Genomic DNA, 21373 nt, shown 5'->3' with positions numbered 1-21373 from the left:
CCGCCCAGACTGTTCAGCAAGTCCAGACTGACAGGAAGGCTGCCATGCCCGACGATGACAACCCGCTGGTGCAGGCCTACGACCTGCCCCCTTTTTCGCTGATCAAAGCCGAACATTTTTCACCGGCCCTCGACCGGATCCTTGCTCAAAGCCGGGATCAGGTAACCGAGATCATCAAGACCCAGACAGCTTTCCCCACCTGGGACGACCTGGTGCTGGCCATGGACGAAATCCATGCACGATTGAAAGGCTTCCGCTACGTACTGGAGCGTTTGACCTTGACCAGGACGGGAGACGGCTGGACACAGGCTTGGCGCGACTGCAGCGAACGGTTGTACGAGTACCAGAGGTCGTTGAAGCAAAATCCAGAACTGTTTCAACTCTTCCAGCAATTGGCGAACAGCCAGATAGCCAGGCATTTCACATCGGCGAGAAAACGAACGCTGGATAAGATCCTCCGACAGTTTCGCCAGAACGGATTGGCACACACCTCACAGGCAGACTTGAAAGACCTGACGCTACGCATCCAAGGCGCCCGGAGCTTGTTCCTGGAGCACTTGCACGAAGCCAATAAAGCCTGGAGCAAAACGTTTGACGACGAGGCTCAGTTGAGCGGCCTACCGCCGTCTTTCAAACAACGCATGGCCGACCAGGCGCGTGAGGCTGGGCGCAAAGGCTGGTTGCTGACGCTCAATGAGGAATCGTTTCGTATCGTCACCCGTTACGCTGACAATCACCTTTTGCGCAAGCAAATCTATGTCGCCTTCAGCACGCGCGCATCGGATCAAGGGCCGCATGCCGGGGTGTTCGACAACGGCGACGTACTCTCGCAGTTGCTCAGAGATCGTCATCAGTACGCCACCTTACTGGGCTATTCGAATTACGCCCAAATGGCGATCGAGCCGGAGCAAGCCGAGTCGCCCGAGCAGGTCCTGTCGTTCTTGCAAGGGCGGCTCGCACAGCAGCACAGCGTGTTTATCCGGGACACCGAGCAACTGCAGGCATTTGCCACGACACAAGGTTTCAACAGGCTTGAGCCTTGGAACCTTCAATACCTGGCAGAAAAGCTCCGTCGGCAGACAGCAGGCATTTCAGAGCAAACAGTCAGCGCCTGGTTTGCGCTGGAGTCCACTTTTTCACAGCTGCGGCTGATCGCCAGGGACCTGTTCGGCGTGATCATCGCTGAACGTCGGGATGTGGCTACCTGGCATCCGGACGTGCGTCTTTTTGAAGTCCGTGAGCGGGACGAAATCATTGGCTACATCTACTTCGACCCGTTTGAAGTGGCGAACCAGGACGGGTTCCCCAATACCACGACCCTGCGCAACCGTCGCCTCACGGCCGAGGGCCGCCCCCGCCACCCCATCGCCGTCTTGCATGGCTGGTTGCCGCGTAGCTCAAGTGCAGACCCCGTATTGCTGGATCATCGGCAGCTACGAATCCTCTTTCATGAATTCGGCCATTGCCTGCACCACGTATTGACCCGGGCAGACTATCGCGGGGTTTCAGGTATCTCGGAGCTTTCCCGGGATACGGCCGAATTTGCCGGAGTATTGTTCGAGAAATGGTGCTTCTCCAAACAGTGCCTGATCCGTATATCAAAGCATCATCAAACCGGGGCACCCTTACCGGACAAAATCGCCGATCAGTTGCTGGTTTACCTCAATACGCAAACCAGTTGGGGCACCGCCGCTTTCTTGCGCGATGCGTTATTCGACATGGAGTTGCACCACAGCCACGGCGACGGACGCACAGCCCAACAAGTATTCGATCAAATCAGCGGACAAGTAGGGCACCTGCCGGTGTTCGCGAACGAACGTTGGCCCAATGGCCTGGACTACATCGTCACGGGCTACGCAGCCGGGATCTACGCCTATGCCTGGTCAAGGGAGTCGGCCAATACCGTCTTCCAGACATTCAAACGCGATGGACTGTTCAACGCGGCAACGGGCCGGGCATTGCGCGAAACGATCTTCGCGCCGGGGGATTCACGACCGTTGTCCGAATCCATAGTCGCCTTCGAGCACGCAACCGATCATCGCCCGGGGACATCCACCTGAGGGTCGAGATGATGCGCTGTGGTGGTTGAGTTGATCCAACTGTTCAGGGAGCAAAGAGCAAAAACGCTGGTGCTGCAATCGCCGTTGGCCAGCGCAATGCGGAGCTTCTCAATATCAGCCCGGATCATGTAACGAATCCCGTCCTTGAAGTGCGGGTTGTTGCCAAAGCCGCCTTCCGTCATTTCGTTCAAGGCCTCCTCTTTGCTCCAGCCCTGTACGACCACTCTGTACATGGCTGCCACCAACCCGGTGCGGTCCGAGCCATGCTTGCAGTGCATCAGCACCGGGCCATCGGCTTCGGCGACCTGAATGGCGCGCAAGGCGGCGAGGATATCGCTGTCGTCCACATGGTTGGTGCGATAAGGCAACTGCACTTGCTTGACGCCGGGTGTGGATAACCAATTGGCATCCGACTCCGGCAGAAAGGTGATGACCGTGCCGATGTTGAGTCTCGTCAGCAGAGGCAAAGCCTCAGCGTCCGGCAAGGCGCTGCGGTAAAGCGCGGGAGACATTTGATAAAGGTTGTAGCGCTTTTCTACCGGCCGGGCCCATTCGGAAGACCCCGCCTCGACCAAATCGGCCGCCAGGGCCTGGGACTCGGCAAATACCAGGCACAAGGACAGAAGAAGCAGCGAGCGGTAATAGCGTTTGAACATGCGCGGACGACCGAAACGAAGAAGAACGAGACCGCCAGTTTCGGCACGAGCCGGTTAAAGGCCTGTGAGCAAGACGTCAACACAACGTGAACAAGACCCATAGCGGTGGGCTGCTGAACGGCGCTGGTCTAATTCAACTCCAGCGAATACTGTATGCACATACAGCAACGGAGCATTCCAATGTCCATCTCTCTTCCGCCCCGTGGCCGTGGCACCGCCACCAACCCGCACAACCGCTTCGCCCCGAGTCGCTCGGTGGTCGAAGATGATGGCTGGTATCAGGAAGTACCGCCGACCCAAGGCACCGAAGTGCGGATCGAAACGGCCAAGACCATCATCACCCGCAACACCTCGCCGGATCTGCCTTTCGACCGCTCCATCAATCCTTACCGAGGCTGTGAACATGGCTGTATCTACTGCTATGCGCGGCCCAGCCATGCTTACTGGGACATGTCGCCCGGGCTGGATTTCGAAACCAGACTGATCGCCAAGACCAATGCCGCCGATGTGCTGGAGGAGCAGCTGTCCAGGCGCGGTTATCAATGCGCGCCGATCAATCTGGGTTCCAATACCGACCCTTACCAGCCCATCGAGCGCGAACATCGCATTACTCGCCGGATTCTCGAAGTGCTGCTGCGCTACCGTCATCCGGTGACCATCGTCACCAAAGGCTCGCTGATTCTGCGCGACCTGGACCTGCTGACCGAGCTGGCGCAACAGCGCCTGGTCAAGGTCATGATCAGCCTCACCACCCTGGACGATGAACTCAAGCGCATCCTCGAACCGCGCGCGGCGGCGCCCAAGGCGCGGTTGCGGGCGATCAAGGTCATGCGCGAGGCGGGCATTCCCGTGGGGGTGCTGTGTTCGCCGATGATCCCGATGATCAACGACAGCGAGATCGAAAACCTGCTGGCCGAGGCCCATGCCGCCGGTGCGCAGAGTGCCTCATACATCATGTTGCGCCTGCCATTGGAGGTCGCGCCGCTGTTCGAAGAATGGTTACAAGCGCACTACCCGCAACGCGCCGCTCATGTGCTGAGCCTGGTTCGCCAGAGCCGTGGCGGCGAACTGTATGACAGCCGCTTCGGTTCTCGGATGCGTGGCGAAGGCCCGTTCGCCGACCTGCTGGCCCAGCGTTTCGCCAAGGCGCTCAAGCGTCTGGGGCTAGAGCGTCGGGAAGGCTACAATCTCGATTGCAATGCCTTTTGTCCGCCGGGCCGACAGATGTCTTTGATTTGATTAAAGTTGAACGTGGGGCATGGGCTGGCATGACCGGCACTTGCGCTCCCGGTCACACCTGTAATCGTTGTTCTAGAGCCTTTGATTCAGTTTGAGTTAAGTTTCGGCCGCTACCTTGTTCATCGAGTGACTGACAGGTCGAACACCTCGACCTGGATGTTTTTTAACCAGCCACTGGCGCTATAGAGGATGAATCATGAGTGACAAGGATAAACAGCCGTTGGCTGCGTCGGCTTCAGCCCAACCCGCGGCGGAAACCGCCGATGCAGCGCTGCAGCATATTGTTGACGGCTTTTTGCATTTCCATCACGAAATCTTTCCGCAGCAGGAAGAACTCTTCAAGAAACTCGCCACCGCGCAAGCGCCCAGGGCGATGTTCATCACCTGCGCCGATTCGCGCATCGTGCCCGAGCTGATTACCCATAGCTCCCCGGGCGACCTGTTCGTGACCCGCAACGTCGGCAACGTCGTTCCGCCATACGGGCAGATGAACGGCGGCGTCTCTACCGCCATCGAATACGCCGTGCTGGCCCTCGGAGTGCAGCACATCATCGTCTGTGGTCACTCCGACTGCGGCGCCATGCGTGCAGTGTTGAATCCCGACACCCTGGAAAAAATGCCCACGGTCAAAGCCTGGTTGCGCCACGCCGAAGTGGCCAAGACCATGGTCCATGACAACTGCCCGTGCGGCGACGAAAAACAAATCATGCCTATCCTCACCGAAGAGAACGTGATCGCGCAGTTGCAGCATTTGCGAACACATCCCTCGGTCGCTTCTCGCATGGCCAACGGCCAGTTGTTCATCCATGGCTGGGTGTACAACATCGAGACCAGCGAGATCAAAGCCTACGACGCGGACCAGGGCTGTTTCCTGCCGCTCGATGGCAGCCATCCGATACCGGTGGCGACGCCTAAAGCGCGCTTCTAACCACTCCTAAACATCCTTGCGTGGTCCAAGCCCAGCCTGCCATTTGAGCGGTCGGGCCTTGCCATGCCTGAAGAAAACTTCGGGAGAGTCGCCATGCGTGCTGCTCAATTAAAAGCTGTTCTGCCACGGGAGCTGTTGGCTTCCGTGGTGGTGTTTCTGGTGGCGCTGCCCTTGTGCATGGGCATTGCCATCGCGTCCGGCCTGCCACCGGCCAAAGGGCTGATCACCGGCATCATCGGTGGTCTGGTTGTGGGTTTTCTGGCCGGGTCCAAGTTGCAAGTCAGCGGCCCGGCCGCCGGGTTGGCGGTACTGGTCTTCGAACTGGTGCGCCAGCACGGCGTCGCGATGCTCGGGCCGATCCTGCTGCTGGCCGGTCTTCTACAGTTGCTGGCCGGGCGCTTTCGCCTGGGTTGCTGGTTCCGGGTGACCGCGCCTGCGGTGGTCTACGGGATGCTGGCGGGTATCGGTGTGCTGATCGTGTTGTCCCAGGTCCATGTGATGCTCGACGCGGTGCCTAAGCCGTCAGGGCTGGATAATCTGGCGGCGTTTCCTGCGGCAGTGGCTCAGGCGTTGCCGTCCTTCGGCTGGCAGGCTGGTCTGCTCGGTTTGTCGACGATTGCGGTGATGTGGCTGTGGGAAAAGTTTCGCCCTCACAGCTTGCGCTTTGTTCCCGGTGCCCTGCTCGGCGTGGGTCTGGCGACCATTGCCAGCCTGCTGTTGGCCTTACAGGTCAAACGTGTGGAAGTCCCGGAGAACCTTGCCGAAGCCATCGATTGGCTGCGCCCGGCCGACCTGCTGAACCTGGCCGACCCCACGTTGCTGATCGCTGCGTTCGCTGTCGCTTTCATCGCCAGCGCCGAAACGCTGCTGTCGGCCGCTGCCGTGGACCGCATGCACAGCGGCGAACGCGCGGATTTCGATCGGGAACTGTCCGCCCAGGGCATCGGTAATATGCTCTGCGGTCTGCTCGGCGCCCTGCCGATGACCGGCGTGATCGTGCGCAGTTCGGCCAATGTCCAGGCCGGGGCGACCACGCGGATGTCGACGATTTTCCATGGCCTGTGGCTGTTACTCTTTGTGCTGTTGCTGTCCAGCGTGCTCCAGAGCATTCCAGTGGCGAGCCTGGCGGGCGTGTTGGTGTACACCGGTTTCAAACTGGTGGATCTCAAGGCGTTTCGCGGGCTGGGACGTTATGGCCGGATGCCGATGTTCACCTATGCCGCGACGGCGCTGGCGATCATCTTCACCGACCTGCTGACCGGCGTGCTGATCGGTTTCGGCCTGACCCTGGCGAAACTGGCCTGGAAAGCCTCGCGACTGAAAATCAGCCTGATCGACCTGCCCCGGGACGGTGAAATGGAGCTGCGCTTGGTGGGGGCGGCAACCTTCCTGAAGGTGCCGGCACTGACCCAGGTGCTGGGCACCATTCCCCCAGGCGCGACGGTGCATGTGCCGCTCAATAACCTGAGTTACATCGACCATTCGTGTCTGGAGTTGCTGGAAGAATGGGGCCGGGCGAATGCCAGCAAGGGCTCGAAGCTGTTGATCGAATCCCGCGGGCTCAAGCGCAGGCTGGAAGGGCGCTTGCGCACCACGGTAGGGGTTGGCGCAGCGGCTTCCTGACATCTCAAGCCCGCTCCCACAGGGGTTGGGTGTAGGGCAGGTGATTGATGAACGCCACAGATCCAATGTGGGAGCGGACTTGCTCGCGAAAGCGGTGGATCAGTTAGCTAAATGCTGTCTGACACTGCGCTTTCGCGAGCAAGCCCGCTCCCACAGGGGTTGGGTGTAGGGCAAGTGATTGATGAACGCCACAGATCCAATGTGGGAGCGCGAAGGCGGTGGATCAGTTGGCTAAATGCTGCCTGACACTGCGCTTTCGCGAGCAAGCCCGCTCCCACAGGGGTTACAGGTTTTCCTGATGGATCAAGCCGCCGGCTGATCCAGCTCCAGCCCCACTCCCAACTGCCGCGACAGGCACGGCCAGCGCTTCCAGGCAGCGCCGGTGTCCGGGTTGCTGAGTTTTTCCCGGTAAGACTCCACCGACTCCAGCGCAAAGCTGTCTTCGTCGAGCATTTCATCTACCGCATGATGCACGGCTTCATCGAGCTGATTGGCAAAGGGTTCGCCGATCAAATGGTGAGCGATCAGGTTGGCCACCGTCATATCCAACGGAATCAAGGGCTGGCCGAAGTGCTTGATGTACAGGTCGTTGACCTCCTCCACCAGCCGATGGGCTAGGTAGGCTTCATCCAGCAGGCTGTCCAGGCCAACGTGACCCTCCATGACCTTGGGTGGCTGGAGGAAAAACTGCTCGGCGATTTTCAGCACCGGCTTGATCTGCGATTCGATGCCGGCTTCGCGGGCCACCTCGTTGGCTGCGTCCAGCAGGTCGGGCACTTGCTCGATATACGCGCTGACAAAACGGGTCATCACGCCCTTGGCGTCGATGTCCGGCAGTTGGATCGCGGCGTGCAGGCTCGGCAGCTGAGCTTCCAGCTGACGCGTCAGTTGGCCGGTCTCGGCCTCATGTTGTTGGGCTTTTTGGATCTGCTCGCGCAATGCGGCGGTGTTCATGACAACTCCAGGATACAAGGCAATGAAATAAGGAAGACATAACTTAGCTGGCGCAAAAACACTCCTAAGACCTATTTTTCATAACTGGCTCGTCCTTGATACGTCACCGTTATATCGGTTTGCCATCACTCAGGTTCGCATCCTTCTCCATTCGTGGGCTCTAGCGCAAGCCCTGCCTGTTTCAAACGATTTACGCCATCGCGTTGCGAGGTTGCAGTCGCTGTCTATACTCGGTTTGGAATGGAGTTAGCTGATGACACCCGATTGCATGTGCAGCAAGGCGCGGCGAGTCAAGTTGGTAGTCTGAAGTAGCCGATCCCTTGCCGCTGGCGTTACGCCGACGGGATAACAAGAACGATAAGGGGAACCCGCAATGACGCGACATCCACACGTATGGATGGGCCTCCTGTTGTGGTCGATTTTCAGTCAGGCGCAAGCAGCCTGGACTGTGAATATGGCGCCTGGAGCGACACAGATCAGCAATGCAGTGTTCGACCTGCACATGACCATCTTCTGGATCTGTGTAGTGATCGGCATCATCGTCTTCGGCGCCATGTTCTGGTCGATGATAATGCACCGCCGCTCAACCGGCCAAAATGCGGCCAATTTCCACGAAAACACCCGCGTCGAAATCCTCTGGACCATCGTGCCCTTCCTGATCCTGGTTGCAATGGCGGTTCCCGCCACCGCGACGCTGATCAAGATGTACGACTCCAGCGAGTCGGACATCGATATCCAGGTCACCGGCTATCAGTGGAAGTGGCACTACAAGTACCTGGGGCAGGACGTCGAGTTCTTCAGCAACCTGGCCACCCCCGCCGAACAAATCAATAACCAGAGCGCCAAGGGCGAACATTACCTGTTGGAAGTCGACAAGCCGCTGGTGCTGCCGGTCGATGCCAAGGTGCGCTTTCTGGTGACCTCCGCCGACGTGATCCACTCCTGGTGGGTGCCGGCGTTTGCGGTCAAGCGCGATGCGATTCCAGGCTTCGTCAACGAAGCCTGGACCCGCGTCGACAAGCCCGGCCTGTATCGCGGCCAGTGCGCCGAACTGTGCGGCAAGGACCACGGGTTCATGCCCATCGTGGTCGAGGTCAAGAGCAAGCCCGACTATGAAGCATGGCTGGCCGAGCGCAAGGCCGAAGCGGCGCAGCTCAAAGAGCTGACCAGCAAGGAATGGACCCTGCAAGAGCTTATCGAGCGTGGCGACAAGGTCTATCACACCACCTGCGTGGCCTGTCACCAGGCCGAAGGCCAGGGCCTGCCGCCGATGTTCCCGGCCCTCAAGGGCTCGAAAATCGCCACCGGGCCGATCAAGGATCACCTGAACATTGTCTTCCACGGCAAACCGGGCACCTCCATGGCGGCGTTCGGCAAACAATTGTCGGAAGTCGATATCGCCGCGGTCGTGACCTATGAACGTAACGCCTGGGGCAACAACAAGGGCGACATGGTTACGCCTAAAGAAGTGCTGGAACTCAAACAGGCAGAAAGCCAATGAGCCGGCCTGACGTTTGTTCCCGCAACCGGTCGCCGCTCACAGCCGCGCGCCGCCCAGCCCACTCGTTCGAAGGAGACAGGACATGAGTGCTGTGATCGATGACCACGGTCATGCCGACCACGCCCACGGCCCCGCCAAAGGGCTGATGCGCTGGGTACTGACCACCAACCACAAGGATATCGGCACGCTGTACCTGTGGTTCGCGTTCTCCATGTTCCTGCTGGGCGGCTCGTTCGCCATGGTGATCCGCGCCGAGCTGTTCCAGCCCGGCCTGCAGATCGTGCAGCCGGAGTTCTTCAACCAGATGACCACCATGCATGGCCTGGTGATGGTCTTCGGCGCGGTGATGCCGGCCTTCGTCGGCCTGGCCAACTGGATGATTCCGCTGATGATCGGGGCGCCGGACATGGCCCTGCCGCGCATGAACAACTTCAGTTTCTGGTTGTTGCCGGCGGCATTCCTGATGCTGGTGTCGACGCTGTTCACCCCCGGCGGCGGGCCGAACTTCGGCTGGACCTTCTACGCGCCGCTGTCCACCACCTATGCGCCGGAAAGCGTGACGTTCTTTATCTTTGCCATCCACCTGATGGGCATCAGCTCGATCATGGGCGCGATCAACGTGGTCGCCACCATCCTCAACCTGCGCGCCCCCGGCATGACACTGATGAAAATGCCGCTGTTCGTCTGGACCTGGCTGATCACCGCGTTCCTGCTGATCGCAGTGATGCCGGTGCTGGCCGGCTGCGTGACGATGATGCTGATGGACATCCACTTCGGCACCAGCTTCTTCAGTGCTGCCGGCGGCGGTGACCCGGTGCTGTTCCAGCACGTGTTCTGGTTCTTCGGCCATCCCGAGGTGTACATCATGATCCTGCCGGCCTTCGGTGCCGTCAGCTCGATCATCCCGGCCTTCTCGCGCAAACCGTTGTTCGGCTACACCTCCATGGTCTATGCCACCGCGGCCATTGCGTTCCTGTCGTTCATCGTCTGGGCGCACCACATGTTCGTGGTGGGCATTCCGCTGGTGGGCGAGCTGTTCTTCATGTACGCCACCCTGCTGATTGCCGTGCCCACCGGGGTGAAGGTGTTCAACTGGGCCAGCACCATGTGGCAAGGCTCGCTGACCTTCGAGACGCCGATGCTGTTTGCCGTAGCGTTCGTGATCCTGTTTTCCATCGGCGGCTTCTCCGGGCTGATGCTGGCCATCGCCCCGGCGGACTTCCAGTACCAGGACACCTATTTCGTGGTCGCGCACTTCCACTATGTGCTGGTGCCCGGCGCGATCTTCGGGATCTTCGCCTCGGCCTACTACTGGCTGCCGAAATGGACCGGCCACATGTACGACGAAACCCTCGGCAAGCTGCACTTCTGGCTGTCCTTCGTCGGCATGAACCTGGCGTTCTTCCCGATGCACTTCGTCGGCCTGGCGGGCATGCCCCGGCGGATCCCGGACTACAACCTGCAGTTCGCCGACTTCAACATGGTCTCGTCCATCGGCGCGTTCATGTTCGGCACCACGCAGTTGTTCTTCCTGTTCATCGTGATCAAGACCATCCGCGGCGGCGAACCGGCTCCGGCCAAGCCGTGGGATGGGGCTGAGGGGTTGGAGTGGAGCGTGCCTTCACCGGCGCCGTATCACACCTTCACTACGCCGCCGGAAGTGAAATGAACACGCAAGCTTTTGTGGGAGCGAGCCTGCTCGCGATAGCGGTAGAACAGGCACACCGCGTTGCCTGCATCGCGAGCAGGCTCGCTCCCACAGGGTTCCCGGTGAGGATTGGAAATCATGGCTGACTCGATTTCGCTGAAAAAACTGGTCACGCGCCTGTTGCTGGTGGTGGTGGCGATGTTTGTCTTCGGGTTTGCCCTGGTGCCGATCTACGACGTGATGTGCAAGGCCTTCGGCATCAACGGCAAGACCGCCGGGCAGTACGAAGGCGAGCAAACCGTGGATGAATCGCGCCAGGTGCGCGTGCAGTTCCTGTCGACCAACTCGGTGGACATGGTCTGGGATTTCTACCCCAAGGGCGATGAACTGGTGGTTCAGCCGGGGGCCGTGAACGAGATGGTGTTCGTTGCCCACAACCCCACCGATCGGCCGATGAGCGCCCAAGCAGTGCCCAGCATCGCGCCGAGCAACGCGGCGGCCTATTTCCACAAGACCGAATGCTTTTGTTTTACCCAGCAAGTGCTGCAACCCGGTGAACGTATCGAAATGCCCATGCGCTTCATCGTTGACCGGGACATGCCCAAGGAAGTGAAGCACCTGACGCTGTCCTACACGCTGTTCGATATCACCGCTCGTCATCCACCGGTGGCTGTAAACACTGACCGATAGCGTGCCCGATAAGGAGAACAATAAATGGCAACTCACGAGCACTATTACGTTCCGGCCCAGAGTAAATGGCCGATCATCGCCACCGTCGGGATGTTCGTCACGGTGTACGGCCTGGCGACCTGGTTCAACGACCTGAAGGCTGACCGGCCCGACTCCAACGGCCCGCTGATCTTCTTCGTTGGCGGCCTGCTGTTGGCCTACATGCTATTCGGCTGGTTCGGCGCGGTGATCAAGGAAAGTCGCGCCGGGCTCTACAGTGCGCAGCTCGACCGCTCGTTTCGCTGGGGCATGAGCTGGTTCATCTTCTCCGAAGTGATGTTCTTCGTCGCCTTCTTCGGCGCGCTGTTCTATGTGCGCATGATCTCGGCGCCGGGCTTGGCCGGTGAAGGCAGCAAGGGCCTGTCGGAGATGCTTTGGCCGAACTTCGAATACGTCTGGCCGTTGCTGAACAACCCCGACCCCAAGCTCTTCCCGCCGCCCAAGGATGTAATCAGCCCTTGGGGCTTGCCGCTGCTCAATACCATCCTGCTGGTCAGTTCCAGCGTCACCGTGACCATCGCCCACCATGCCCTGAAAAAAGGCCATCGCGGTGCGCTGAAAATCTGGCTGGCGATCACCGTGCTGCTGGGTTGCGCCTTCCTGGGCTTCCAGGCCGAGGAATACATCCACGCCTATAAAGAGCTGGGCCTGACGTTGGGCTCGGGAATCTATGGCGCAACGTTCTTCATGCTCACCGGTTTCCACGGCGCTCACGTCACCATCGGCACGATCATTTTGTTTGTGATGCTTATGCGCGTCATGCGTGGGCATTTCGACAACGAACACCAGTTCGGCTTCGAGGCCGCGAGCTGGTACTGGCACTTCGTCGATGTGGTGTGGATCGGCTTGTTCTTCTTCGTCTACATACTCTGAGGCAACCGTTACCAAGGCGGCTCTTTACCAAGGAGCATGCGACACCAACTGGCCGCTGAAAAAGCCCCAGGCGATCAAGCCGACGGTGATGGCGGCCAAGCTGACCCGAACCGTCAGGGCGATGACCAGGCGATTGGAATCGCTTTCGTCCTTGACCAGAAAAAACAGGCCGCTGAACAGGCTCGCAATCGTGGCAATCAGCATCAGGGCGATGGCTGCTTTTAGCATTAGGGACACTCCGGGGGGGACGCGATGCACGTGAGTATAGCTATCTCGTTCGACAGCTTTGGAACGGCGCCATGAAGGGCTTCCGACCAGGCGTCGTGCCGTCACTGGTGGTAGCGGTTCTGTTGCCGGTGATGGTGTGCCTGGGGTTCTGGCAATTGAGCCGGGGCGAACAAAAGCGCGTACTCATGGACAGTTACGCCGAACGCCGCGTGGCGCAGCCGATGGCCAGCGTCGAGTTGCAAGAGACGGCGGACCCGGCCTTTCGGCCGGTCAGCCTGCGGGGCCAGTTCGACGCCGACCACAGCATCCTGCTGGATAACCGCCAGCACGACGGCAAGGTCGGCGTGGAGTTGCTACAACCCTTTCTCGACCAGGAGACCGGGCTCTGGCTGCTGGTCAATCGCGGCTGGTTGCCCTGGCCTGACCGCCGCACGCCGCCGGTCTTCAGCACCCCCGAACAAGCGGTGAACCTTCAAGCCTGGGTCTACGTTGCTCCGGGCACCACGTTCCAGCTCCACGCCGACCCGGCCGACGCGCCGTGGCCGCGACTGGTGACCGCCGTCGAACCGGACAAACTCTGGGCCGAACTGGGCCGCAACGGTTACGCCTACCAATTACGCCAGCAAAGTGGCCCCGGCGCCTATCGGACCGATTGGCCGGTAGTGGCCATGGGGCCGGAAAAACACCTCGGCTATGCCGTGCAGTGGTTCGCCATGGCGGCGGCGCTGTTCGGCCTTTTCCTTTATCTCGGATGGCACAACGCAGGGAGACAGCATGGGAACCACCATGAATCCAACCAACACGTCTGAGGCACCTACGGCGCGCAACCGTCGCAAGGGTCGCCTGCAACTGCTGCTGATCCTGCTCGGGGTGATCGGCCCGATGATCCTGGCCACCGGCATGTACAAATTCCAGTTCTGGGTCCCGGAAAACCGCAGCTACCACGGCGAACTGATCGGCAACGGCCAGACCCGCGCCGAGATTGGCGTACAGGCCGATGAGCAGCGCTGGCAGATCCTGGTCACGGCGCCGCAGGCATGTTCGGCCGATTGCCGGCAACTGGTCTACCTGGCCCGTCAGGTGCAGATCGGCCTGGGCCGCGACGCCTCCCGCGCCAGCCATGCCCTGGCCATCGCCCAGCCGCTGGACGCGGAATACGACGCCCAGTTGCAACGCGAATACCCCCAACTGCAACGCTACCCGCTGGACCTGCCGGCCTACCAGAAAGGCGCCCAAGGCAGCGGGGAAGCGCAGCTGTGGATCATCGATCCCCACAGCAACCTGGTGCTGCGCTATGACGCCCGGATCAAGGGCAAGGCACTGCTCAACGACCTGCGACATCTGTTGAAACTGTCGAACATCGGATGAGGGCAACGACATGGCCAAACCTGGATTTCGCCTCGCGCTGTTTGCCACGTTGCTGGCACTGATCGTCGTATTACTGGGCGCCTACACCCGGCTCACCCACGCCGGCCTCGGCTGCCCGGACTGGCCCGGTTGCTACGGTTTCATCAGCGTACCCAAGAGCGAAGCCCAACTGGCCCATGCCGAACTGCACTTTCCCGACGCCCCGGTGGAAGCCCACAAGGGCTGGAACGAGATGGTCCATCGCTACTTCGCCGGCCTGTTGGGGCTGATGATTACGGTGCTGGCTGCTCGGGCCTGGATGAACCGGCGTCACCCGGGCCTGCCCTTGAAGCTGCCGCTGTTTCTGCTAGCCGTGGTGTTTGCCCAGGCGGCGTTCGGCATGTGGACCGTGACCCTCAAGCTGTGGCCGCAAGTGGTAACCGGGCATTTGCTGGGCGGGTTCGCGACCCTCAGCCTGCTGTTTCTGCTCACGTTGAGATTGTCTGGCGTGTTGCCGGCGCTGACCGTGCCCAAGCGTCTGCAACATTGGGCCACCGCCGGGTTACTGCTGGTGATCGGCCAGATCGCCCTCGGCGGTTGGGTCAGTTCCAATTACGCCGCCGTAGCCTGCATTGATTTTCCGACTTGCCACGGGCAATGGCTGCCCCCGGCGGATTTTGCCAACGGCTTTCATCTGACCCAGCACATTGGCCCGAACTACCTGGGCGGCCAGCTCGACAGCGATGCGCGCACCGCCATTCACTTGACCCACCGTATCGGCGCGTTGCTGGTGACGGTGGTGCTGTTGGGGCTGGCCTGGCAATTGAAGACCGTCGGCATGACACGCCTGGCGGGGCTGGTGTTGGTGGCCCTGGCAGCCCAGATCAGCCTGGGCATCAGCAACGTGCTGTTCCACCTGCCGCTGCCAGTCGCCGTGGCCCACAACGCCGGAGGCGCCGCGCTGTTGTTGAGCCTGGTGCTGGTCAATTATCACGCCCGTACCAGCCTGGTCCGGGTCAAGCATCAAATCCCGCTGCGCTGGCGCTTCAATGCGCATAAACACAGCGCCAGCCCCCTCACAATAAAAGGAGAGATGCCATGGCAACCCTGATAGGTGAACGCCACAGCCAGGCGATCTGGCGCGATTATCTGGAGCTGACCAAGCCCAAAGTGGTGGTGCTGATGCTGATCACCTCGCTGGTGGGCATGTTCCTCGCCACCCGCGCCGGTGTGCCGTGGACGGTGCTGGTGTTCGGCAACCTGGGCATCGCCCTGTGTGCCGGCGGCGCGGCGGCGGTCAACCATGTGGTGGACCGGCGTATCGATGCGGTGATGGCCCGCACCCATAAACGCCCACTGGCCGAAGGCCGCGTCTCACCGGCCGCCGCACTGACCTTCGCCCTGGCACTGGCGGTGGCCGGCCAAGCGCTGTTGCTGGCGTTCACCAACCCGCTGACCGCCTGGCTGACCCTGGCCTCCTTGCTCGGTTATGCGGTGATCTACACCGGCTTCCTCAAACGGGCGACGCCGCAGAACATCGTCATCGGCGGCCTGGCCGGCGCGGCGCCACCGTTGCTGGGCTGGGTGGCCGCCACGGGTCATGTCAGCGCCGAACCGCTGCTGCTGGTGCTGATCATCTTCGCCTGGACCCCGCCGCATTTCTGGGCCCTGGCGATTCATCGCAAAGAGGAATACGCCAAGGCGGATATCCCGATGCTGCCGGTGACCCATGGCGAGCACTACACCAAGATCCATATCCTGCTGTACACCCTGGTGTTGCTGGCGGTGAGCCTGATGCCCTTTGTGATCCAGATGAGCGGCTTGCTGTACCTGGTGTGCGCGCTCGTGCTGGGCGCCAGGTTTCTGCAATGGGCCGTGGTGTTGTACCGTGGCAGTCGGCCGCACGCGGCGATCAACACGTTCAAGTACTCTATCTGGTACTTGTTCCTGCTGTTCATTGCCCTGCTTGTAGATCACTACTTACTGTTGAGCCTATGACTCGAACCCAGAAAACCGTCTTCATTCTCGTGGCCGTGATCGCGCTGATCCTCGGCCTGACCATCAATAAAGTGCTGACCGGCAAGGGCGAAGGCGACCCCACGGCGCTGATCGACGCCGGCATCATCCTGCTGCCTCAGAGCCGCAACCTGCCGGACGTGAAAATGACCGACCAGGACGGTCAGCCCGTGGCGATGGACGGGTTGAAAGACAAATGGAGCCTGCTGTTCTTCGGCTACACCTTCTGCCCGGACATCTGCCCGACCACCCTCGCCCAACTGCGCCAGATCAAGAGCGAACTGCCGCCGGAGGCTGTGGATAAGTTGCAGATCGTACTGGTGAGCGTCGACCCGAACCGCGACACGCCCAAGCAACTCAAGCAGTACCTGGGCTACTTCGACCCGCAGTTCATCGGCCTGACCCCGTCATCGATCGAAGACCTGCAGAAGGTCGCCAACGCGGTAAGCATTCCGTTCATCCCGGCGGACACCAGCAAGCCCAACTACACGGTCGATCACAGCGGCAACCTCGCCGTCATCGGACCGGACGGTACTCAACGCGGGTTTATTCGTGCGCCGTTGAATAACCAGAAACTGGTGGCGCAGTTGCCGGAGATGCTTAAGCGTAAATAGCACTTCCAAGGGCATGCCGTTCAGTTAAGCCGTGCCGATTCATTGTGGTGGGGGAATTCATTGTTGTAGGGAAACTCATTGTGGCGAGGGGATTTATCCCCGCTGGGCTGCGCAGCAGCCCCCAAAAGCCCAATGCGATCAACATGGCACAACGCGGTGCCTGCGTTCAGGGCGAGAGACCTCCTGCCCCCACTCTCTCTGTGGGAGCGGGCTTGCTCGCGAAAGCGTCGGCTCAGCTTGCATCAGAACCGAATGTACCCCCGCGAGCAAGCCCACCCCCACCTCCAACCTGGGGTGCTCACAAATACAGCATCCAACCCAACTCCCCTGTGGGAGCGAGCCTGCTCGCGAAAGCGGCCGGTCAGCTTGCATCAATATTGAATGTGCCTCCGCGAGCAACTGCCCCACATCCAACCTGGGGTGCTCACAAATACAGCATCCAACCCAACTCCCCTGTGGGAGCGAGCCTGCTCGCGAAAGCGGCCGGTCAGCTTGCATCAATGTTGAACATGCCGCCCCCTGTGGGAGTAAAGCTTGCTCGCGATGAAATCGACGCGGTTCCAGACCAAAACAAGTCACCCGCATCGCCGGAAAACCCCGCTCCTACAGAACCTGCCTACACACCTTCACCAAGCCACGCATCCTTGCGCCTTTGCCTACAACTACGCCAGAATCCGCCCGCTTGTGCGCTTTTTCCCTGGGTTCTATTGTCTTTCCTGCCACTGCCCATCAGTGGTCGGGTTTAGTAGCCCGGTTCACACCTCGGTTGCACAAGTCTCATCAGTCAGGCATTTGCCTGTTCTTGATGGTGGCTGTGCGCATGGCGCCTTCGGGCGCGCCGGGTTCGGTGTGTTACCGGTCTACTAACTTGCGCACAGCTGCCACCCTTCCGTTTAGTAGCGAGATGGTGCGGCCTATTATAGGAACACACCAATGTTCAAAGTAACGCCGAACCCACCAGGAACAGACTCCACTTCCACGTCCGCAAAATCCAAAGCCAAGCAGCAAGACGAAACCACCAAACGCGTGCTCGATCACTACTTGCTACCAAAGCCGGATAAATCCCAAGACGACCCCAAACCGGGCCAGCTATACACCGTCGTGAAAGGCCTCGATAACGAATGCTTGCTCGCCAATCTCAGCGAGACATTGGCTTCGGCCGATGCCATGGTGAGTGATCTGGCGTTTGATCTGGATGGCTCGAGACGTCATGTGGCGCAGGGTATCCAGCAGTTGATTGAGCTGAGTTCGTTGCTGGCGAATCGGGTGTTGGATAACGTGGAGCCGCGGCAGTAGGTAAAGGTTTGCCAATGGAAAAACCCGGCGTGCTGCGCCGGGTTCCTTTTTGCCTCCGTCCTCCTAGAGTGGCCGAAAACGGCCAAAGGCAGGCTGTGGACACACTGCCAAAGGCTTTCTAATCTCCACGGAGGCCATGCCGCTGTTTCTAGGAAATACTTGACTGGCTTGATTCCTGACCATTCGCTGCAAACCGACGGTCCCATGTGAGGCCGCGAACGCTAGGCATCACCAGATCACTCTGAACAAACCGTCGGAGATAGCAGCAATGACCATGGCTGAACTGCTACAGAAAATCCTTGAGTCGATTCCAGCCGAGGTAGCGAAAGGCTTGGTAGGCGTGGCCATTGCGGTACTAGCTTGGGTCTGGCTCCGCCTCCAAACCACTCTGCTCGACTATCGAGGCCGTGGCCTCAAAGGTCTGACTGCTCAGGTATATGTCGATCATGCCGTCTTCAACGAACCCCAAGATCAGGTTGGCGCAGCATCTCCCGACTCCCCTCAACCTGTCCTTCGCATTCAGATCATCAACCAGACAGGCGCGCCAGTTTTCTTAGCGGCTGCTGCATTCCGGCCGCGTGTGCGCAGATTTTTCTTCTTCTCGCGCGCTGGTGCATCAGTTGCTTCAAACTTTAAGTCCGGCCTCTTTAAGAAATCACTGCAAATCAAGTTCGGCACGGACAACAAGACCACTTACACACTCTTAGACCCTGGCAGCAGGAATAGCACATGGGTCCGATTGAAGATTCCCGTATCGCCGGAAATGATCGAAAGATCTAAGTGTGGTCAAGTGCTTATAAAATTTGCCACCGAGAGCAAGACAGGAACAGCCGTCGTACCGGTGTGATACCTATCCCCTCACTCAAGACCACTCATACCTAACAACTGACTCAAGTCGTTCGCTTCGCTCACTTGAGGTCGGTTAAAGCCGGACCCTTAGACAAATGTTAGTTACCAAGAAGGTGAGAGGGTGCGAACAGTCAGCCGCCCCAACCTAGTGACCGCTTCTGGCAGGTAGCGAAGGCTGGTGACAGGCAGCTACCGGCCCAGAGTGTGTAAAAACGCTTTCGCAAACCCTTGCTATGATTTCTGAGGATTTCATCGCAGGGACCGCCCATGAAGCGCTTTATCCAAGGTGAACATCGAGGCCAAGGTACCTTCCTTCCGGAGAGCCTCGACGATTACGTCAGCGATACCAATCCGGTGCGCGTAGTCGACGTCTTTGTCGACGAACTCGACCTGGTCAAACTGGGTTTCGAGGGCGCCATACCGGCTGATACTGGCCGGCCGGCTTACCATCCCGCGATCCTGCTGAAGATCTACATCTACGGCTATCTAAACCGCATTCCATCGAGCCGGCGTCTTGAACGAGAAGCCCAACGCAACGTCGAGCTGATGTGGCTGACCGGGCGTTTGATACCCGATTTCAAGACCATCGCCAACTTCCGAAAAGACAACAGCAAAGCCATCCGAGGCGTCTGCCGCCAATTCGTGGTGCTGTGCCAGCAACTGGGACTGTTCGGAGAAAATCTGGTCGCCATCGACGGCAGTAAATTCAAGGCCGTCAACAACCGCGATCGCAATTTCACCAGCGCCAAGCTGAAGCGGCGGATGGAAGAAATTGAATCGGGTATCAATCGGTACCTGACTGCGCTCGACGAAGCCGATCGGCAAGAACCCTCGATCGCTCAGCCCAAGGCTGCCCGTCTGCAAGAGAAAATCGACAAGCTCAAAGCTCAGATGAAAGAGTTACAGGTCATTGAAACTCAGCTCAACGAATCACCGGATAAACAGGTCTCACTGACCGATCCCGACGCCCGTTCCATGATGACGCGCGGCACTGGAATCGTCGGTTACAACGTGCAGACAGCGGTCGATACCCAGCACCATTTGATCGTTGCCCATGAGGTTACCAACGTCGGTTCCGACCGTGATCAACTCAGCGCGATGGCCAAGCAGGCCCGCGAAGCGATGGCGTCAGAAACGCTTTCGGTAGTGGCTGACCGAGGTTACTTCAAAAGCGAAGAAATCCTGGCTTGCCACGATGCAGGCATCACCGCCTATGTGCCCAAGCCGATGACCTCTGGAGCCAAAGCAGACGGGCGTTTCAATAACGATGCCTTCATCTATGACGCGGCAAAAAACGAATACATTTGCCCGGCTGGAGAGGCCCTGATCTGGCGCTATACCAACGTTGAAAAAGGCCTGGCGTTGCACCGTTACTGGAGTTCGAAATGCCGGGGTTGCGCAATGAAACCGCAGTGCACACCGAGCACGGAACGGCGGGTTCGACGCTGGGAGCATGAAGCCGTCCTGGAGGAAATGCAGAACAGGCTGAGCAACGCGCCGGAAATGATGCGGATCCGAAAACGGACTGTTGAGCATCCCTTCGGGACGCTCAAACAATGGATGGGTGCAACGCACTTCCTCACGCGAAAGCTCAACGGGGTCAGTGCAGAGATGAGTCTGAACGTGCTCGCCTACAATTTGAAAAGGGTCATGAAAATCATCGGCACCGCTGATTTGATGAAAGCGTTAGCGGCGTAAAAACCGCTCTTTTTGCCCCGCCCAAAGGACTTTAAGAGGCTGCTGAGTCGTTTTGACTGCTTCTGGAAGCGTCGTGATGTTGATCAGTTTGCGAAACGAAAGCACGGGCTGCTGACGTCGATACAGAAAACTCAATCTGACGTTTTTACACACTCTGGGCCAATAGCAGTCGGTGGACAGACTAGTGGCAAATTGGTATCTTCAATTCGCGCGTTAAATCTTGTTGCAGATCAGCTTTCCTTAAGTATGCCGCGCTTCTGCCACCCAATGTCCCGTTCCATCTCGAGAGCGAATTATGACTGTTGTGACGTCAATCACTGAAATCGAAGAGAACTTACAGCTTTTCGAAGACTACCTGTGCGAAGGCACCGATGAAGAGCAGTTATTCTGTTCAGAATTGATTCGAAAGGGCAGTTGCTTTATCGCATACGAGATCGAAAATGAACTGCGGTTTTCTCCTAGTCGCTATATCGGCTATTCAAAAAATACAATTCACTCTCACATTCAGCGGGAGAAGGACGGAAAAGAAACGAATCCGGCCATCACTAAAGTGCTTGGAAAATTAACTCAGAGCGACAACCTAGAAAAGAAATATCTTAAATATTGCAGTGATTTGGGTGTATCACCTTTCAATAAAAAAAGAAAATTTTGGAGCCTATCCCTAGAAGGCACAGATTTCACAAATAATAAAATCTCCGATGAGGGCTTTCCAGAGGGGAAAATAGTTGAAAGGAAACATACAGCTCGTGAGCGAAATGCAGCTCTAGTCAAGTCAGCGAAGGATGCTTATAAAAAGTCAAATAAACGTCTTTCCTGCGAAGCCTGTAACTTTGACTTTGAAAAAGTCTATGGCGAAAGAGGTAGTGATTACATTGAGGCTCACCATATAGTACCTGTAAGCGAGATGGAGTCCTCACAAAAAACCAAAATTACTGACATTGCAATGGTGTGTTCTAATTGCCATAGAATACTGCATCGCTCAAGGCCATGGCTCACTGTTGGTCAACTTAAAGCACTTATCACCAAAAAAACCTAACAAGTCCCACTGAAGTATTCGCGAATGGAAAATTCGGATCAATTGCTGCCCGTCACGACAGGCAACAATCGGCCAAAA

The 21373-nt window shown here is 58.7% G+C and carries 20 protein-coding genes; 17 read left to right on the top strand and 3 right to left on the bottom strand.

The features are described from left to right. The first annotated feature begins 44 nt into the window (after window positions 1-44). Window positions 45-2060: a M3 family metallopeptidase gene (locus tag PSH57_RS00600; protein WP_305387208.1), complete on the top strand. Its 2016-nt coding sequence runs from the start codon at window positions 45-47 to the stop codon at window positions 2058-2060. On the opposite strand, the gene PSH57_RS00595 is transcribed toward PSH57_RS00600, so the two are convergent. Then, window positions 2036-2716 carry a phosphatase domain-containing protein gene (locus PSH57_RS00595; protein WP_305444811.1) on the bottom strand — a complete coding sequence of 227 codons (681 nt, stop codon included), beginning with the start codon at window positions 2714-2716 and terminating at the stop codon, window positions 2036-2038. The genes PSH57_RS00600 and PSH57_RS00595 overlap by 25 nt on opposite strands. A gap of 180 nt (window positions 2717-2896) precedes the next feature. Here PSH57_RS00595 and PSH57_RS00590 point away from each other — a divergent pair, with 180 nt between their 5' ends. The 3 genes from PSH57_RS00590 to PSH57_RS00580 all read left to right on the top strand — a co-directional run bounded on the left by PSH57_RS00590 (window position 2897) and on the right by PSH57_RS00580 (window position 6506). Further along, the gene (locus tag PSH57_RS00590; RefSeq protein ID WP_305387205.1) at window positions 2897-3955 is read left to right on the top strand and encodes a PA0069 family radical SAM protein; all 1059 of its coding nucleotides are present in this window, start codon (window positions 2897-2899) and stop codon (window positions 3953-3955) included. A 196-nt stretch (window positions 3956-4151) separates the two neighbouring features. Further along, a complete protein-coding gene (locus PSH57_RS00585; RefSeq protein WP_305387204.1) occupies window positions 4152-4883 on the top strand; it encodes a carbonic anhydrase in 732 nt (243 codons plus the stop codon). Window positions 4884-4976: 93 nt separating this feature from the next. After that, window positions 4977-6506: a SulP family inorganic anion transporter gene (locus PSH57_RS00580; RefSeq protein ID WP_305387203.1), complete on the top strand. Its 1530-nt coding sequence runs from the start codon at window positions 4977-4979 to the stop codon at window positions 6504-6506. A 303-nt stretch (window positions 6507-6809) separates the two neighbouring features. Here PSH57_RS00580 and PSH57_RS00575 read toward each other — a convergent pair whose 3' ends face one another. Next, window positions 6810-7460 (bottom strand): hypothetical protein, encoded by a 651-nt coding sequence (locus tag PSH57_RS00575; RefSeq protein WP_305387202.1) that lies wholly within the window; start codon window positions 7458-7460, stop codon window positions 6810-6812. A gap of 373 nt (window positions 7461-7833) precedes the next feature. Between PSH57_RS00575 and coxB the strand changes: the two genes are divergently transcribed. From coxB to PSH57_RS00555, 4 genes are all read left to right on the top strand, one after another. Beyond that, window positions 7834-8961 (top strand): cytochrome c oxidase subunit II, encoded by a 1128-nt coding sequence (gene coxB, locus PSH57_RS00570; RefSeq protein WP_305387201.1) that lies wholly within the window; start codon window positions 7834-7836, stop codon window positions 8959-8961. 82 nt (window positions 8962-9043) lie between these two features. After that, window positions 9044-10630 (top strand): cytochrome c oxidase subunit I, encoded by a 1587-nt coding sequence (gene ctaD / locus PSH57_RS00565; protein ID WP_047230053.1) that lies wholly within the window; start codon window positions 9044-9046, stop codon window positions 10628-10630. Between the two features lie 117 nt (window positions 10631-10747). Then, on the top strand, window positions 10748-11299 hold the full coding sequence (locus PSH57_RS00560) for a cytochrome c oxidase assembly protein (protein WP_305387200.1): 552 nt from the start codon (window positions 10748-10750) through the stop codon (window positions 11297-11299). A 24-nt stretch (window positions 11300-11323) separates the two neighbouring features. After that, window positions 11324-12211 (top strand): cytochrome c oxidase subunit 3, encoded by an 888-nt coding sequence (locus tag PSH57_RS00555; RefSeq protein ID WP_305387199.1) that lies wholly within the window; start codon window positions 11324-11326, stop codon window positions 12209-12211. Window positions 12212-12235: 24 nt separating this feature from the next. Here the strand turns inward: PSH57_RS00555 and PSH57_RS00550 are convergent, their stop codons facing one another. Further along, on the bottom strand, window positions 12236-12439 hold the full coding sequence (locus PSH57_RS00550; RefSeq protein WP_305387198.1) for a twin transmembrane helix small protein: 204 nt from the start codon (window positions 12437-12439) through the stop codon (window positions 12236-12238). 71 nt (window positions 12440-12510) lie between these two features. Here PSH57_RS00550 and PSH57_RS00545 point away from each other — a divergent pair, with 71 nt between their 5' ends. The 9 genes from PSH57_RS00545 to PSH57_RS00505 all read left to right on the top strand — a co-directional run bounded on the left by PSH57_RS00545 (window position 12511) and on the right by PSH57_RS00505 (window position 21295). Next, the gene (locus PSH57_RS00545; RefSeq protein ID WP_305387197.1) at window positions 12511-13248 is read left to right on the top strand and encodes an SURF1 family protein; all 738 of its coding nucleotides are present in this window, start codon (window positions 12511-12513) and stop codon (window positions 13246-13248) included. Next, complete coding sequence (locus tag PSH57_RS00540) at window positions 13214-13807, top strand: hypothetical protein (RefSeq protein WP_305387196.1); 594 nt, start codon at window positions 13214-13216, stop codon at window positions 13805-13807. Before PSH57_RS00545 ends, PSH57_RS00540 begins: the two co-directional genes overlap by 35 nt. 10 nt (window positions 13808-13817) lie before the next feature. Continuing rightward, window positions 13818-14897, top strand: a complete 1080-nt coding sequence (locus tag PSH57_RS00535) for a COX15/CtaA family protein (protein WP_256229692.1) — start codon at window positions 13818-13820, stop codon at window positions 14895-14897. Beyond that, window positions 14885-15784 carry a heme o synthase gene (gene cyoE / locus PSH57_RS00530; protein WP_305387195.1) on the top strand — a complete coding sequence of 300 codons (900 nt, stop codon included), beginning with the start codon at window positions 14885-14887 and terminating at the stop codon, window positions 15782-15784. Before PSH57_RS00535 ends, cyoE begins: the two co-directional genes overlap by 13 nt. Beyond that, window positions 15781-16416 (top strand): SCO family protein, encoded by a 636-nt coding sequence (locus tag PSH57_RS00525; RefSeq protein ID WP_305387194.1) that lies wholly within the window; start codon window positions 15781-15783, stop codon window positions 16414-16416. Before cyoE ends, PSH57_RS00525 begins: the two co-directional genes overlap by 4 nt. Before the next feature lie 933 nt (window positions 16417-17349). Then, window positions 17350-17712: a DUF6124 family protein gene (locus tag PSH57_RS00520; protein WP_305387192.1), complete on the top strand. Its 363-nt coding sequence runs from the start codon at window positions 17350-17352 to the stop codon at window positions 17710-17712. 268 nt (window positions 17713-17980) lie between these two features. Beyond that, window positions 17981-18559, top strand: coding sequence for a hypothetical protein (locus PSH57_RS00515; protein WP_305387191.1), 579 nt, complete (start codon window positions 17981-17983; stop codon window positions 18557-18559). A gap of 269 nt (window positions 18560-18828) precedes the next feature. Beyond that, complete coding sequence (locus PSH57_RS00510) at window positions 18829-20259, top strand: IS1182 family transposase (protein WP_305384404.1); 1431 nt, start codon at window positions 18829-18831, stop codon at window positions 20257-20259. A gap of 295 nt (window positions 20260-20554) precedes the next feature. Further along, a complete protein-coding gene (locus PSH57_RS00505; RefSeq protein WP_305387189.1) occupies window positions 20555-21295 on the top strand; it encodes an HNH endonuclease in 741 nt (246 codons plus the stop codon). Window positions 21296-21373 lie beyond the last annotated feature (78 nt).

Origin of the sequence: Pseudomonas hefeiensis (assembly GCF_030687835.1) — a bacterium.
Classification (GTDB): domain Bacteria; phylum Pseudomonadota; class Gammaproteobacteria; order Pseudomonadales; family Pseudomonadaceae; genus Aquipseudomonas; species Aquipseudomonas hefeiensis.
This window is presented reverse-complemented; position numbering and strand designations above follow the sequence as displayed.

What these genes read in the sequence shown, in the direction of transcription:
- PSH57_RS00600 (WP_305387208.1), top strand. Translation starts at nt 45, where the DNA reads ATGCCCGACGATGACAACCCGCTGGTGCAGGCCTACGACCTGCCCCCT.
- PSH57_RS00595 (WP_305444811.1), bottom strand. Translation starts at nt 2,716, where the DNA reads ATGTTCAAACGCTATTACCGCTCGCTGCTTCTTCTGTCCTTGTGCCTG.
- PSH57_RS00590 (WP_305387205.1), top strand. Translation starts at nt 2,897, where the DNA reads ATGTCCATCTCTCTTCCGCCCCGTGGCCGTGGCACCGCCACCAACCCG.
- PSH57_RS00585 (WP_305387204.1), top strand. Translation starts at nt 4,152, where the DNA reads ATGAGTGACAAGGATAAACAGCCGTTGGCTGCGTCGGCTTCAGCCCAA.
- PSH57_RS00580 (WP_305387203.1), top strand. Translation starts at nt 4,977, where the DNA reads ATGCGTGCTGCTCAATTAAAAGCTGTTCTGCCACGGGAGCTGTTGGCT.
- PSH57_RS00575 (WP_305387202.1), bottom strand. Translation starts at nt 7,460, where the DNA reads ATGAACACCGCCGCATTGCGCGAGCAGATCCAAAAAGCCCAACAACAT.
- coxB (WP_305387201.1), top strand. Translation starts at nt 7,834, where the DNA reads ATGACGCGACATCCACACGTATGGATGGGCCTCCTGTTGTGGTCGATT.
- ctaD (WP_047230053.1), top strand. Translation starts at nt 9,044, where the DNA reads ATGAGTGCTGTGATCGATGACCACGGTCATGCCGACCACGCCCACGGC.
- PSH57_RS00560 (WP_305387200.1), top strand. Translation starts at nt 10,748, where the DNA reads ATGGCTGACTCGATTTCGCTGAAAAAACTGGTCACGCGCCTGTTGCTG.
- PSH57_RS00555 (WP_305387199.1), top strand. Translation starts at nt 11,324, where the DNA reads ATGGCAACTCACGAGCACTATTACGTTCCGGCCCAGAGTAAATGGCCG.
- PSH57_RS00550 (WP_305387198.1), bottom strand. Translation starts at nt 12,439, where the DNA reads ATGCTAAAAGCAGCCATCGCCCTGATGCTGATTGCCACGATTGCGAGC.
- PSH57_RS00545 (WP_305387197.1), top strand. Translation starts at nt 12,511, where the DNA reads ATGAAGGGCTTCCGACCAGGCGTCGTGCCGTCACTGGTGGTAGCGGTT.
- PSH57_RS00540 (WP_305387196.1), top strand. Translation starts at nt 13,214, where the DNA reads ATGGGAACCACCATGAATCCAACCAACACGTCTGAGGCACCTACGGCG.
- PSH57_RS00535 (WP_256229692.1), top strand. Translation starts at nt 13,818, where the DNA reads ATGGCCAAACCTGGATTTCGCCTCGCGCTGTTTGCCACGTTGCTGGCA.
- cyoE (WP_305387195.1), top strand. Translation starts at nt 14,885, where the DNA reads ATGGCAACCCTGATAGGTGAACGCCACAGCCAGGCGATCTGGCGCGAT.
- PSH57_RS00525 (WP_305387194.1), top strand. Translation starts at nt 15,781, where the DNA reads ATGACTCGAACCCAGAAAACCGTCTTCATTCTCGTGGCCGTGATCGCG.
- PSH57_RS00520 (WP_305387192.1), top strand. Translation starts at nt 17,350, where the DNA reads ATGTTCAAAGTAACGCCGAACCCACCAGGAACAGACTCCACTTCCACG.
- PSH57_RS00515 (WP_305387191.1), top strand. Translation starts at nt 17,981, where the DNA reads ATGACCATGGCTGAACTGCTACAGAAAATCCTTGAGTCGATTCCAGCC.
- PSH57_RS00510 (WP_305384404.1), top strand. Translation starts at nt 18,829, where the DNA reads ATGAAGCGCTTTATCCAAGGTGAACATCGAGGCCAAGGTACCTTCCTT.
- PSH57_RS00505 (WP_305387189.1), top strand. Translation starts at nt 20,555, where the DNA reads ATGACTGTTGTGACGTCAATCACTGAAATCGAAGAGAACTTACAGCTT.